Source organism: Methylobacterium sp. M6A4_1b (assembly GCF_053345175.1).
Genome location: NZ_JBKEZQ010000047.1, coordinates 1 through 13,917 on the forward strand (window position 1 = coordinate 1; position 13,917 = coordinate 13,917).

11 protein-coding genes are annotated in these 13,917 nt (G+C 69.8%); 7 read left to right on the forward strand and 4 right to left on the reverse strand.

What is annotated here, in order from left to right; translation table 11 throughout:
* A partial coding sequence (gene dxs / locus ACLBWX_RS22145) for a 1-deoxy-D-xylulose-5-phosphate synthase (protein WP_447678824.1) occupies nucleotides 1-1,915 on the reverse strand: 1,915 nt, incomplete at its 3' end.
* A gap of 473 nt (nucleotides 1,916-2,388) precedes the next feature.
* Between dxs and ACLBWX_RS22150 the strand changes: the two genes are divergently transcribed.
* The 4 genes from ACLBWX_RS22150 to ettA all read left to right on the forward strand — a co-directional run bounded on the left by ACLBWX_RS22150 (nucleotide 2,389) and on the right by ettA (nucleotide 5,805).
* A complete protein-coding gene (locus ACLBWX_RS22150; protein ID WP_447679112.1) occupies nucleotides 2,389-2,673 on the forward strand; it encodes a hypothetical protein in 285 nt (94 codons plus the stop codon).
* 14 nt (nucleotides 2,674-2,687) lie between these two features.
* Entirely contained in the window at nucleotides 2,688-3,581 is an 894-nt protein-coding gene (locus tag ACLBWX_RS22155) for a DNA/RNA non-specific endonuclease (protein ID WP_447679113.1), read from the forward strand.
* An 18-nt stretch (nucleotides 3,582-3,599) separates the two neighbouring features.
* Nucleotides 3,600-3,881: a hypothetical protein gene (locus ACLBWX_RS22160; RefSeq protein ID WP_447679114.1), complete on the forward strand. Its 282-nt coding sequence runs from the start codon at nucleotides 3,600-3,602 to the stop codon at nucleotides 3,879-3,881.
* A gap of 271 nt (nucleotides 3,882-4,152) precedes the next feature.
* Nucleotides 4,153-5,805: an energy-dependent translational throttle protein EttA gene (gene ettA / locus ACLBWX_RS22165; RefSeq protein WP_447679115.1), complete on the forward strand. Its 1,653-nt coding sequence runs from the start codon at nucleotides 4,153-4,155 to the stop codon at nucleotides 5,803-5,805.
* A gap of 40 nt (nucleotides 5,806-5,845) precedes the next feature.
* Here the strand turns inward: ettA and ACLBWX_RS22170 are convergent, their stop codons facing one another.
* From ACLBWX_RS22170 to ACLBWX_RS22180, 3 genes are read right to left on the reverse strand one after another with little or no spacing between them, the layout of a single operon-like run.
* Nucleotides 5,846-6,700: a formyltransferase family protein gene (locus ACLBWX_RS22170; RefSeq protein ID WP_447679116.1), complete on the reverse strand. Its 855-nt coding sequence runs from the start codon at nucleotides 6,698-6,700 to the stop codon at nucleotides 5,846-5,848.
* Nucleotides 6,697-7,464 (reverse strand): SDR family NAD(P)-dependent oxidoreductase, encoded by a 768-nt coding sequence (locus ACLBWX_RS22175; protein ID WP_447679117.1) that lies wholly within the window; start codon nucleotides 7,462-7,464, stop codon nucleotides 6,697-6,699. Before ACLBWX_RS22175 ends, ACLBWX_RS22170 begins: the two co-directional genes overlap by 4 nt.
* Before the next feature lie 31 nt (nucleotides 7,465-7,495).
* Nucleotides 7,496-8,821 carry a capsule biosynthesis protein gene (locus tag ACLBWX_RS22180; protein WP_447679118.1) on the reverse strand — a complete coding sequence of 442 codons (1,326 nt, stop codon included), beginning with the start codon at nucleotides 8,819-8,821 and terminating at the stop codon, nucleotides 7,496-7,498.
* A 379-nt stretch (nucleotides 8,822-9,200) separates the two neighbouring features.
* Between ACLBWX_RS22180 and ACLBWX_RS22185 the strand changes: the two genes are divergently transcribed.
* The 3 genes from ACLBWX_RS22185 to ACLBWX_RS22195 all read left to right on the forward strand — a co-directional run.
* Nucleotides 9,201-11,015, forward strand: coding sequence for a capsular polysaccharide export protein, LipB/KpsS family (locus ACLBWX_RS22185; protein ID WP_447679119.1), 1,815 nt, complete (start codon nucleotides 9,201-9,203; stop codon nucleotides 11,013-11,015).
* Nucleotides 11,015-12,502, forward strand: a complete 1,488-nt coding sequence (locus ACLBWX_RS22190; protein WP_447679120.1) for an LTA synthase family protein — start codon at nucleotides 11,015-11,017, stop codon at nucleotides 12,500-12,502. Before ACLBWX_RS22185 ends, ACLBWX_RS22190 begins: the two co-directional genes overlap by 1 nt.
* 267 nt (nucleotides 12,503-12,769) lie before the next feature.
* The coding region (locus ACLBWX_RS22195) for a polysaccharide biosynthesis/export family protein (protein ID WP_447679121.1) at nucleotides 12,770-13,917 on the forward strand (1,148 nt) is incomplete at its 3' end.

Genomic DNA, 13,917 nt, shown 5'->3' on the forward strand with positions numbered 1-13,917 from the left:
CCTTCCGCTCGGGGAGTGCGGCTTTGACGGTCTTGAGGATGCCTGCGGCGTCGAGGCCGGCCTCGGCGTACATGGCGTCGGGGGTGTTGTGGTCCTGGTAGGTGTCGGGCAGCGTCAGCGTGCGCACCCGGACCCGGCCGGCATCCAGCGCGCCGCGTTCGGCCAGCAGGTGCAGCACCATCGCCCCGAAGCCGCCCACCGAGCCCTCCTCCAGCGTCACCAGCACCTCGTGGCGGCCGGCCAGGTCCAGGATCAGCGCCTCGTCCAGCGGCTTGGCGAAGCGCGCATCCGCCACGCTCACCGCGATCCCCTCCGCTTCCAGCGCGTCGGCCGCCTTCAGCGCCTCCGACAGCCGCGTGCCGAGCGCCAGCAGCGCCACCCGCGCCCCCTCGGGCGCGCGCACCATCCGGCCCCGGCCGATCGGCAGCACGTCGCCGCGCTCGGGCAGGTCCACGCCGACGCCCTCGCCGCGCGGGTAGCGCAGGGCGATCGGGCCGCTGTCGTGCGCGTGGCACGTGGCCACCATGTGCACCAGCTCGGCCTCGTCCGAGGCCGCCATCACCGTCATGTTCGGCAGGCAGCAGAGATAGGCCAGATCGAAGGCGCCCGCATGCGTCGCCCCGTCCGCGCCGACGAGTCCCGCCCGGTCCATGCAGAAGCGCACGGGCAGGTTCTGCAGCGCCACGTCGTGCACGACCTGGTCGTAGGCCCGCTGCAGGAAGGTCGAGTAGATCGCCACGAACGGCCTGTAGCCCTCCGTCGCCAGGCCGCCCGCGAAGGTCACCGCGTGCTGCTCGGCGATGCCGACGTCGAAGGTGCGCTCCGGATGCGCCTTGCCGAACAGGTCGATGCCCGTGCCCCCCGGCATCGCCGCCGTGATCGCCACCACCTTGTCGTCGGCATCGGCGCACTTGATCAGGCTCTCGCCGAACACCCGGGTGTAGGCCGGCGCGTTCGGCTTGGCCTTGGCCTGGACCCCCGAGAGCACGTCGAACTTGACCACCCCGTGGTAGCGGTCGGCGCTGGCCTCGGCCGGTGCGTAGCCCTTGCCCTTCTGGGTCACGACGTGCAGCAGGATCGGCCCCTGCTCGCTGTCGCGCACGTTCTTCAGGACGGGCAGCAGATGGTCGAGATTGTGCCCGTCGACGGGTCCGACATAGTGGAAGCCCATCTCCTCGAACATCGTGCCCGAGCCCACCACCAGGGAGCGGGCGTATTCCTCGGCCGCGGCCGCGCGCTGGTAGAGCCCCTTGGGCAGGAGCTTGCCCAGCTGCTTGGCGGTCTCGCGCAGGGACTGGTAGGTGCCCCCCGAGGCCAGCCGCGCGAAGTAGGCCGACATGGCGCCCACGGGGGGCGCGATCGACATGTCGTTGTCGTTGAGGATGACGATCAGGCGCGAGTGCAGGGCGCCGGCATTGTTCATGGCCTCGTAGGCCATGCCCGCCGACATCGAGCCGTCGCCGATCACCGCCACCATGTTGCGGCGCTTGGGCGCGGCCGAGCCCTTGGCCTTGGCCGCCGCCTCGTCGAGGTCGCGCGCCACCGCCATGCCCAGCGCCGCCGAGATCGAGGTGGAGGAATGGGCCGCCCCGAACGGATCGTAGACGCTCTCCGAGCGCTTGGTGAAGCCCGACAGGCCGCCGGGCTGGCGCAGCGTGCGGATGCGGTCGCGCCGGCCCGTGAGGATCTTGTGCGGGTAGGCCTGGTGGCCGACGTCCCAGACGATGCGGTCGTCGGGGGTGTCGAACACGTGATGGAGCGCCACGGTCAGCTCGACCACGCCCAGCCCCGAACCCAGATGCCCGCCCGTGACCGAGACCGCGTCGATCATCTCGGTGCGCACCGCGTCCGCCACCGCCTGAAGCGCGCTCTCGGGCAGCCGCCGCAGCGCCGAAGGCTCCGCCAGACCGTCCAGGATCGCCGTCGCCTCCGAGGACGACACCGACGACGCCTGCGCCAGGCCCGGAGAGACCTTCTCCCGCGCGGCCTTCTCTTGCGCGATCTTGTCTTGCGAGGTTTCTTGCCGTGACACTGAATCCACACCCGTTCGTTTGCTGGCATCCGTTCGATCCGGCCCGCCGACAGCGCTCTGCGCGGACCGACCCTCGAACGATGTACGCCCCAAGACGAAACCGGGGCCCTTCGATCGCACTTATAACGTCATTACGCAGCTTTGCCACGCCACAGAGGACCTGCGCTTTTCAAAGGCCGCGCGAGGTCTGCAATACCCTTCCGAATACCCGAGGTCGGACAGAACCTCCGAAGCCTCGCCGTGACTCCAGGGATACTGGCGCTGGCGTTCGAACTCCGGCAGTTAATCGCCCCGGACGTCCCGATCAACGGTGCGACCGGCTTTTCCCGTCCGCCGCTCCCATCTCGAGGCCGGTCATGCCGATCATCCGTTTCCTGGCCGGTCCCGCCCTGATCCTGAGCCTCCTGGGCAGCTCCGCCCTGGCGGCGGGCGCCGCGGCCGATCCCTCGCTCGTGCGGCGCCACGCCCCGGCGCAGCCCTTCATGGTCCCGTGCGACGCGCCCGGTACGTGCGGCGTCCAGGCCAGCCCCGGCGCCGCCGACCGCGACGTCCGCCCCTTCGAGGGCACCCTCGGCCGGCCGTGCGGCTATCGCATGCGGGCGACGCCGCAGGGGACGCGCAAGGTCCGGGTCTGCTTCTGAACGGCGAACCCGCCATGGCGCGCCCGCTCGTCCTGCTGCTGCCCCTTCTCCTGCTCGCCGCGCCCGCCGAGGCAGCGGCCGAGAGCTGCGCCGATTCGTTCGCCGGCGGGCGGCGGCCGGAGATCGGCAATCCGAAGCTCGCCGAGCGCGCGGTGCCGCTGTGCTACGAGGCCTTCGCGCTGCTGTATTCCGGCCTGTCGCGGACGCCGCTCTACGCCGCCGAGCGGCTGACCCGCGACAGCGTCTTGGCGGCGCGCCGGGTCGACCGGGTCGATGCCTTCCACGACGAGGAGGCGCTGCCGGCGGCGGACCGGGCGCGGCTCGAGGATTACGTCCATAGCGGCTACGACCGCGGGCACATGGCGCCGGCCGGCGACATGCCGACGGGGGCGGCGCAGGCACAATCCTTCAGCCTCGCCAACATCGTTCCCCAGGACAGAGCCCTGAACCGCGGCCTCTGGGCGGCGATCGAGGAGAGCGTACGGCGCCTCGCCACCCGCCGGGGCACCCTCTTCGTCGTCACGGGGCCGATCTACTCGGGCGATGCCGTCCAGGCGATCAACGGGCGCGTCCTGGTCCCGACGCAGCTCTTCAAGGCTCTGTACGACCCGGCGACCGGGGAAGCGGGCGCCTATCTCGTGGCGAACCGGGACGACCTGCCCTGGCGCACCGTCTCCCTCCAAGCGTTGCGCGAGGCCTCCGGGCTCGACGTGTTCCCGCTGCTGACGCCGGCCGCGAAGGCGAAGGCCATGGATCTGCCGGAGCCGCGCGCCTATTCCCGGGGCGATCCGGACGGCGACGAGCACCCGCGCCGGCGCACGCCCGATTCGTTCGAGGCCTGGGCGAAGGCCGAGCTGCACCGTGCCCTCAGGCGTCTCTGGCGCGACCTGATGCGCGCCATCTTCTGAATCTGAAAGGGTGTCGAGATGCCGAAGTCAGCTGCGCCGAAGGCCTCGGACCGGTTCGTGCCCTACGCGGACGATGCGGCGGTTCAGACGATCGGTGGCCTCACCATCGAGAACGGCACCGACCGGGTCGCCCTCCACGGCAGCCTCGATCTGATGCGGGACGCCCTGGGGCTCGAGCGGGCACGCGCTCTCGCTACGGTCCTCGGAACGATCGTGGCCGCCCTCGAGAATACGCCCCTGCCCGATCGGGTCGCGGAGGCCAACCGACCGACCGAGACGGTGAAGAACCCCTTCGCCTGACGACGCAACCGGCGTCCGTCCTCCCCCGCCGGTTGGTGCCGGTGTTCGCGCTCGCGTTCTTGCCGGTCGGTCGCCGCCCTGATACTCCGGCGCAACACTCTCACGCGACGCGGTTCGGCGACGGCGGGCGGCCGAAGTCCGGCCGCATCGGCGCATTCCGCGCGGTACGCCGGCCGGCTCGCACAGGCGCAGCCGCGGAACCACGCACACGAGGATTCCGACGGTCGAGGCGCAGGGCGCGCCGGACCGCCGACACGACAGGGATACCACCATGGCGCGCGAATTCATCTACCACATGAAGGGTCTGACCAAGACCTATTCGGGTGGCAAGAAGGTCCTCGATAACATCAACCTGTCCTTCTACCCGGACGCGAAGATCGGTGTCCTGGGCATCAACGGCTCGGGCAAGTCGACCCTGCTGAAGATCATGGCCGGCATCGACAAGGATTGGACCGGCGAAGGCTTCGTCGCGCAGGGCGCACGGGTCGGCTACCTGCCGCAGGAGCCGCAGCTCGATCCGGACAAATCAGTGCGCGAGAACGTCATGGAGGGCGTCGCGGAGAAGCAGGCGTTGCTCGACCGCTACAACGAACTCGCCATGAACTATTCCGAGGAGACGGCGGACGAGATGACCGCCCTCCAGGACAAAATCGAGGCGGCAAACCTCTGGGAGCTCGATTCCAAGGTCGACCAGGCCATGGAGGCGCTGGGCTGCCCGAGCGACGAGCAGCCGGTGGCGACGCTGTCGGGCGGCGAGCGCCGCCGCGTGGCGCTCTGCAAGCTCCTGCTGTGGGAGCCGGAACTCCTCCTCCTCGACGAGCCGACCAACCACCTCGACGCCGAGACGGTGAACTGGCTCGAAGGCCACCTGCGCCAGTATCCCGGCGCGATCCTGATCGTGACCCACGATCGCTACTTCCTGGACAACGTCACCGGCTGGATCCTCGAGCTCGACCGCACCCGCGGCTATCCCTACGAGGGCAACTACTCGGCCTGGCTCGTTCAGAAGCAGAAGCGCCTCCAGCAGGAGGGCCGCGAGGACATGGCCCGGCAGCGCGCGATCAACCGCGAGCAGGAGTGGATCGCCGCTTCACCGAAGGCGCGCCAGTCGAAGTCGAAGGCCCGCATCACCCGCTACGAGGAGCTGGTCGCCAAGTCGCAGGACAAGATCGACGCCTCGGCGCAGATCGTCATCCCGATCGACGAGCGGCTGGGCAACAACGTCATCGAGTTCGAGCACCTCAACAAGGCCTTCGGTGATCGCCTGTTGATCGAGGACCTGTCGTTCAAGCTGCCACCGGGCGGCATCGTCGGCGTGATCGGCCCGAACGGCGCCGGCAAGACGACCCTGTTCAAGATGATCACCGGGGTCGAGAAGCCGGATGGCGGCACGATCTCGGTCGGCGAGACGGTGCATCTCGGCTACGTCGACCAGTCGCGCGATGCCCTCGATCCGAATGCCACGGTCTGGCAGGAGGTCTCGGGCGGCAACGACATCATCTATTTTAACAAGCGCGAGATCAATTCCCGCGCCTATTGCGCCGCCTTCGCCTTCAAGGGCTCTGACCAGCAGAAGAAGGTCGGGACCCTCTCGGGCGGTGAGCGCAACCGCGTCCACCTCGCCCGTACCCTGAAGGGCGGCGCCAACGTGCTCCTCCTCGACGAGCCCACCAACGACCTCGACATGGAGACCCTGCGGGCCCTCGAAGAGGCCCTGGAGGACTATGCGGGCTGCGCCGTCATCATCAGCCACGATCGCTGGTTCCTGAACCGGATCGCCACCCACATCCTCGCCTTCGAGGGAGAGAGCCACGTCGAGTGGTTCGAGGGCAACTTCTCGGATTACGAGGAGGACAAGAAGCGTCGCCTCGGCGCCGATTCGCTGATGCCGAAGAAAATCAAGTACAAGAAGTTTTCGCGGTAAGTCGATCGCCGGGCGTCCGCCCCCGGGGCGGGCGCCGTCGTCAGGCCCGGGCGCTCAGCGCCAGGGCGTCTCGCAGGTCTTGCCCGTCCGTGAGCTTGCGCCCGCGCCGGCGCAGACCCTTCAGCAGATCGCGGTCCGGGAACGGGCAGTAGGGCAGGATCGGTGCGATCGTCCCCGGGGCGAGCCGTCCGTGCGCGAGGTCTGTGAGGGCTGCATCCAGCAGAACTCGCCCGTGCTCGTGCAGCAGCACCGAGGCCCGGGTCGCCGTGGTGTCGGCGGGCAGACGCACCGCCTCCTGAGACAGGATCGCACCGGCATCGATCGTGACGGCGAGGCGGTGGACCGTCACCCCGAAGGCCGGCTCGGCCTCGGCCAGCGCATGGATGGTCGGCACCGGCCCGCGATGGCGGGGCAGCAGGCCGGGATGGACGTTGAACCCCCCGAGCGGCGCCCGAGACAGGGTCGCCCCGGAGAGAATCTGGTCGAAGTGGAAGGTGACGATGAGGTCGGGCGCCACGCGTTCGAAGGCTCGCGCCACCTCCGGTCCGTTGACGTCGTCGACCTTCAGGGTCGGGATGCCGAACTCCCGACAGAGGGCCTTCAGCGGCATGGCGCCGGCCGCCTTGCCGGCCCCGGTCAGCCTGCGCGCCAGCGGCGATAGCGGCGCGAGGAGATCGGGCAGCCCGAAATTGACCCCGAGATAAGGCAGGATCGTCGGACCCGAGCGCGCGAGGTGCCGCCGGACCTGCCCCAGGAGTCCGCCGGAGCTCGGCCGTTCGGCATTCGACAGGCCGACGAATGCGATGTCCTCGGCATGATCGCCGACGAAGCGGCGCACCGCGCGGGCGTTCGGCAGGGCCTCCAGCACGAACAGGGCGATACGGGGCCGGCTCACCGACCGACCCGAATCTTGAACTTGAAGCCGCTCATGCCGAGGCGCCGCAGGAATTCGGGCAGGAGCGCCGAGCCGCGCGCACCGGCCGCGAGGAGCCATGGGAAGGCGACGATGTCCCGGTCCTTCGCCAGGCCGCGGGCGATGCGGCGCGCCGCGTCCTCCGCGCTGATCTCCAGGGGACGCCAGCCCTGGTACTCACCGCCCATCGCGGTCTTCACGTAGCCCGGCGTGACCACGTTGATGCGTACGCCGTATGGCTTCAGTTTTTCCCGAAGCGCGAGGCCGTGGGCCAGGAGCGCCGCCTTGGTGCCGCTATAGGCCGGGGCATCGGGCAGCGGCGCGAAGGCCGCCAGGGACGAGACCAGGGCGATCTGGCCCCGGCCGCGAGCCCGCATCAAGGTCACGCAGGGCAGGGTGACGTTCAGAGCGCCGAGGAGGTTCACCTCCACGGTCTCGAAGGCCATCGCCTCGGTTTCCACGTCCCCGCCCGGATCTCCCCCGTTGATCGCCGCGTTCACGACGACGAGGTCGAGGGGATGCGCGCGGTCCGCGGCCTGGAGCCAAGTCGCGACGGCTTCGCGCTCGCGGATGTCGAGGCGCCGGGTTTCGACCGCGGAGCCCCGGGCGCGGCACGTCTCGGCGATCGCATCGAGGCGGGGGCGGTCGCGGCCCTGGAGGATCAGCGTCGTGCCGGGCTCGGCGTAGTGACGGGCGAGGGCGGCGCCGATGCCGCTCGACGCACCGGTGATCAGGATGACAGGCATCGGGACTGCTAGCCCGGCCTGCCGGACCGGATCAATAGACCGGTGCCAGTTCCTGAGGCTCGGTGTCCTCGGCGCGGATCGCGCGTGCGGCGGCCAGGGCCGAGGGCGGCAGCGTCGCCTCCAGCCGCGGGATGGCGCCGGCGATCGCCCGCTGGATGGCCGGTCGAGAGAAGAAGCCGCCATTGACCTGCGAGCGGTGCAGCACGACGCGTCGGAAATCCGCCATCAGTGCGGCGTCTGGCGGGATCGGGGCGGTCCAGAACGAATCCACGCCGCCCTGGTGCGTCAGGCCGGGGAAATTGTAGATCGCGTTGCCGGCGGCGCAGGTCGGGCGCCCGAGTTCCAGCGAGAGCATCCCGACCGTGCTGTTGATCAGAACGACGCCGCGGCTGCCGGCGATCAGGCTCGGGAGGTCGCCGCCGTCGATGATGTCAAGCCGGTCGTTGACCCCATGGCGCCGGGCCGAATGCCGGGCGTACTTGCGCCAGTTGATAAGGCCGCTGTCGAGGGGATGCAGCTTGATCAGCAGGCGCGCCGGAGCCGGGGCATGGGCCGCGAAGGATGCGATGGTCCGGTCCATGAAGCCCTCGACCCCGAGGAAGGGCGAGTGGACGCGAATCTGGTAGTCGCTGTCGAGCTGAAGCGGCAGCAGAAAGTAATCGACGCCGATGGCCGTGTAGGCCTCGTTCAGGCGCACCGCCTCGCGCCGGGTGTGGGCGCGGCGGCAAAACTTCTTGATCCAGCCGGCGTATTCCACGGCGATGTGATGCGGCCGGTGGCTGCGGAAGTGCGGGAAGAAGTAGGGGAAGCCGAAATTGGCGATGTTGTAGGCGACGTCCCAGAGGCTGCGGCGGGCCATGTCTCCGCTCGATGGCATCGCACGGCCGGGCTGCGGCAGGCGCTGGGCCACCGCGCGAACCTCGTCCGCCGTCTTGGGCAGCGCCGAGTTGCCGTTCACGCCGCCGAGTTCGCAGGTGATCCAGTTCGGTCGGAGGTAGCCCTCCTCGAAGACGTGGAAGCGGACGCCGAAGGGCTGGGCAGCGGCCGTGGCGGCCACGTGATAGGGGCGGCAATCCCCGAAAAGAACGATGTCGGTCACGCCGTGCGCGCGGATATAGTCCGCCACGTAGGCGCCCCACCTGTCGAGCCGGCCCCGGTAATTGTCGGAAGGCAGGCGCCAGAACAGCCAGTCGCCGGACGAGAAGTTGATGCGCCGCACACGATGTCCGCGCGCCTCGAGGGCGCGGCCGAGATCGGCAAAGAAGGGAGATGCGAGTCCCTGCAGGAAGAGGAACGTCGCCTGTCCGTTGCGATGCATCGCCGTCTGGAGATGCATGTCTGCGCGGGGCTGAAGCATTCTCTCCGACGCCTGCTCCTGCGCCCGTGCAACTGCGGGCCACCCTGGACGGTGAAATCCGTCGCACGGGACTCCCATCCCAGCAATTGGGCGCTCGTAGGGCCGAAGTGGAATTCGCGAGCTCCGTGGCTTTGCCGCAACGCTCCCCCACAAACTCGATCTCGCAGGAATGTCTGCTGCTTTGCCCACCCTAGCCCCTTCGCGACGGGAAGATGCTAAGTCAGCGGCCGATCAAGTCGATCCGAAAGCGTGCATGCCCACGAAGTCACCGCAATCCCTGTTGTCCACAGGTCGGAGCGTTCATGCGCTTCGGTCGGAGATCGCAGCGGCGCTGGGTGTCTCCTTCGAGTCGCGTTGGCGGCCGGGAGCCGCGCCCGTCGTGTGGCGGAACGGCGTCTTCCACCGGGTCCTGCAGCGCTCGGCAAGCCGTGTCGTGGTCGGACCCGGCCCGCTCCTGTCGCCCTACGATCTGCCCGAGCGGGGAATGTCCAGCCTTCGGATCGCGTCCGACGGACTGCCGACGGTCGCCGGATCGATCGACGCCGCGTCGTTGCTTCGCGCCAGGACGTTCGGGCGAAACCGGTTCCCCCGCGCGAGCGACAGTGCCATCGTCAAATCTCTCGCGGGTCTGACCGATCCGTCCCTCATCCTCGTCGAGGGAGCGCTGGCCCGGTCCGCCGCGGCCCTGGCGGCCTTCGTGAAGCGGGTGCTCGCGGCACGGCCGGACGGCAGCTTCGTCGTCGCGGGTTCGGAGGGCTGCGCGATCCCGCCACCGGGCTCGTCGCCGAGGCTCCGCGTTCTGCCGGAGCCGATCGATCCATGGGCATTGTTCGATCGGCTCCGCACGGTGTTCGTCGACGATTGGGCGGAGGCCTGCGAGGCGCGGCTCGCCGGATGCGAGGTCGTCCGTCCCGATGACAGCGCCGCGCCTCCGGCGACGAGCGACCTCCTGGCGCTGCGCTTCGGCGCCGGGACACGCTACTTCGATCCCTGGACGCGGGCGCCGATCGGCTTCGCAGACTGTCTCGACCGCGTCGCGTGGCTGCGCGAACGCTTCATCGACAACGACACGCGGACGGTGCTCGTCGGCATCTCGGGCTGGAAGCGCCCGGTGCTGGACGCGTTCATGGTCGGGCCGAAGGGGCCGCCGATCCACACCATGACGGCCGAGGATGCGGTCGCGGCGGCGATCCGGCACCAGGCCCAGGTTCGGGTCTGGGCCACGCGGATGCCGGAGCGGCTGGCACCGCTCTGCGCCGAGGCTGGCGTTCCGCTCGCGCGGGTCGAGGACGGCTTCCTGCGGTCGGTCGGCCTCGGCGCCGGTCTCGCTCCCGGCGCCTCGATCGTCGTCGACGACCGCGGGATCTACTACGATCCGCGCACCGAGAGCCGGCTCGCCTTCCTCCTTCGGACCGCGACCTTCCCGCTGGATCTCGTCACCCGCGCCGAGGCCCTGCGCGAGCTCGTGATCGCCCGCCGCCTGACCAAGTACAATGTCGGGCTCACCGATGCCTCGGGCGACTGGCCGCGGGACCGCCGGATCGTGCTCGTCCCGGGCCAAGTCGAAGACGATGCCTCCGTGATGCACGGATCGCCGGTGGTGCGCTCGAACCTGGACCTGCTGCGGGCGGCCCGAACCCGCAATCCCGACGCGTTCCTGCTCTACAAGCCGCATCCCGACGTAGAGGCGGGCTTTCGGACCGGCGCCATCCCGGAAGCGGAGGCCCTGACCCTCGCCGACCGGATCGTCGGCGGCCTCTCCATCGTCGATCTTCTCGACCGCGCGGACCACGTGGAGACGATGACCTCTCTGGCCGGCTTCGAGGCCCTGATCCGCGGCCTCTCCGTCGCGGTCCACGGGCGTCCGTTCTACGCTGGCTGGGGCCTGACCGAGGATCTGGCACCGGGGGCCGATCGCGGCCGGCGGCTTGCCCTCGACGAGTTGGTCGCGGGGGCACTCCTGCTCTACCCGCTCTACCTCGATCCGGTCTCCCGGAAGCCGTGCTCGGCCGAGCAACTGCTCGACCGGCTCGCGGCGGCCCGCGACGCGGCCGGTCCGTCGCGTCTCGCCCTGAGCCCGATCGCAGTCCTGACGATGCGCGCCCGCTACGCCCTGCTGAACCCGATCATCCGACGCCTGCGCACGCGGCGCGGCGTCGAGCGGTTTCCGGACCGGAAGCGCCGAGCGCCGTGATGACCCTTCTCCTGAGTCTCACCCTCGCTCTGCTCATCGGCCTCGCCATCGAAGCATGGGAAGGCGCGGAGGCGCGTCCCGTCAGCCTGCAGCCCGGCGATCTCGCGATCCGCTTCGCGGGTTACGCACTGGTCACCATGTTCTGGTTCCAATTCTCCTGGCGCCCCTGGCTCGCCGGATTCTCCTGCGTCCTGACGATCCTGATCCTCACCGTCATCAGCCGGCTGAAGCGGACCATCATCGGCGAACCGCTGGTGTTCAGCGACTTCGCGCTGCTGCGGCAGGTGCCGCGCCATCCGGACCTCTACTACACGCGGCCGCTCAGCGACCCCCGCATGGCGGTGCCGCTCCTGACCGGCCTGGCGCTCGTCGCCGCGTGGTACGCGATCGAGCCGACGATCCTGCCCGGCGAGCCGAGCGTCGCGATCCTGGCGCTGGTAGCCCTGCCGCTGATGCTGATCAGCGCCGTGATCCTCTCGGCGGAGGGGGCGTTCGCGTCGAGGCTCGCCCGGTTGTTCCCGGCGCCGTCCCCGGAGACCGACATCGCACGGTATGGCCTGCCGTCCACCTTGGTCGGCTACGTCCTGCGCTGGCGCGCCAATCGCCGAACCACCCGTGCGGCCACCCTGACGGCGCCGATCGTGCGCGACGACGCGCCCGTGATCGTGGTGGTGCAACTCGAGTCCTTCATCGATCCGATGCGTCTCGGTGGGCCGCCCCTGCCGCTCATGGAGATCGTCAGGACGCGCGCGGCGATGCACGGGCGCCTGCGGGTTCCGGCCCACGGCGCCTACACCATGCGTACCGAACATGCGGTGCTCACCGGCTCGGAGGCCGACGATCTCGGCTTCGGCGTCTTCGACCCCTACCTGACCCATGGCGGAAACGAGCCGACGAGTCTGCCTCTGCGGGCGCGAGATGCCGGGTTCGAGACCGTGTTCGTCCACCCCTTCCACCGCGACTTCTTCAATCGCGCCGAGGTGGTGACGCGCCTCGGCTTCGACCGGTTGATCATGGAGGACGACTTTTCGGGAGCGGCCCGGGTCGGCCCCTATGTGGGCGACGTGCCTTTGGCCGAGCGTGTGCTGACGGAAATCCGCGAGCGGGCCGGACCGCTGTTCCTCTACGCCATCACCATGGAGAACCATGGACCCTGGAAGCTCGGCCGGCTCCCCGGCATCGACGATCCCCTGGCGCAGTACCTGATCCACGTGGCCAATACGGGCCGCGCCGTCGAACGCCTGATAGCCGGACTGGAGGATGTGCCCGCCACCCTCTGCGTCTTCGGCGATCACGCGCCGGCCCTTCCGAATTGCCGCCCCGGTTTCGGCGCGACCACGACGGATTATGCGATCTTCAAGTTCGGCCAGGAAAGTGAGACGTCCCCCATCCGCCGGGACATCGGCGCCGCCGAATTGGGTCGCCTCCTGCGCGGTACGGTCGATCCGCCGTCCGGCGAGCCGAGCTTGGCTTTGCCACCGTCGTGACGCATTGGTGATCGATAGGCGGAGCGAAACCGGCGCCGTTCGGTCGAGGCTCGGGATGCGTGCACGAGTCGTTAATCCGAACGCAGCCTTTTGCCGCTATCGTCCAGCGCGGCCACCGCTCGGCGGCTCACTTTGCACGCCCGGCCGTCCACACCGCGGACCTGGCTCTGCATCGCATCGGACACGATGGCGTCGCCCGTACGCCGCAATCCAAGCGGGCGTCGTCGCCGGATCGCACAGGTGCGCGGTCCGGCCAGGAGAGTAACAATGCTTCGTAAGGCGTCCCTGGCCGCCCTGACAGCCTGCCTCGTATCCGGCTGTTCCTCACTCCTTCCCGCGGCCGGACCGACGACGGGTGCGGTTGTGGAGGGGGCCGACATTTCGACGAGCGAGGGCACGTTCGCGCGCTACGAGATCGTCGACCTGTCGGCGGCGACCATCGAGGCCCTGCGGGGTCGTGCGCTGGACAGCCTGCTGGCCTCCTTCGGCGACCGGCGCCCGTCCCTCGAGCCCGTCATCGGGGTGGGCGACTACGTGGCGATCTCGGTCTGGGAAGCCGGCTCGGGCGGCCTGTTCTCCGGGCCGCTGGTGGCCGACCGCTTCTCGGCCGGCTCCAAGTCTGCCCTCATCCCCGAGCAGGTGGTGCCCCGGGACGGGGCCATCAGCGTGCCCTATGCCGGGCGCATCCAGGTGGCCGGGCGCCGGCCCCAGGACGTGCAGGCCCTCATCGAGACCGAACTCGCCGGCAAGGCGATCCAGCCCCAGGTGCTGGTCTCGGTCACCAAGGCGGTGTCGCAGACGGTGACCGTCACCGGCGAGGTCGTGGCCGGCGCCCGCGTGCCGCTCTCGGGCAAGGGCGACCGCCTGCTCGACGTGGTGGCCACCGCCGGCGGCGTGCGCGCAGCCGTCAACGAGACCTTCGTGCGCCTCTCGCGCGGCCAGCAGACCGCCACGGTGCCGCTGACCACGGTGGTGTCGAACCCGGCCGAGAACATCTTCCTGCGCCCGGGCGACACCCTGACCCTGGTGCGCGATCCCCAGACCTTCCTGGCGGTGGGCGCCCTGGGCAACTCCACCGAGATCCCGTTCCAGGCCGAGGGCATCACGCTGGCCCAGGCGCTGGCCAAGGCGCGCGGCCTGTCCGACTTCCAGGCCGATCCCTCCGGCACCTTCATCTTCCGCTTCGAGCCCGCCGCGGTGGTGCGCCGCCTCAAGCCCGGCAGCCCCCTGCTCGGCACCCCCCTGGTGCCGGTGGTCTACCGCATCAACATGCGCGATCCCAACAGCCTGTTCCTGACCCAGGCCTTCCGCATGCGCAACCGCGACCTCGTCTACGTCTCCAACGCCCCCTTCACCGAGGTCCAGAAGGTCCTCTCCGTCTTCTCCACCATCACCGCCCCCGTCTCCGCAGGAGC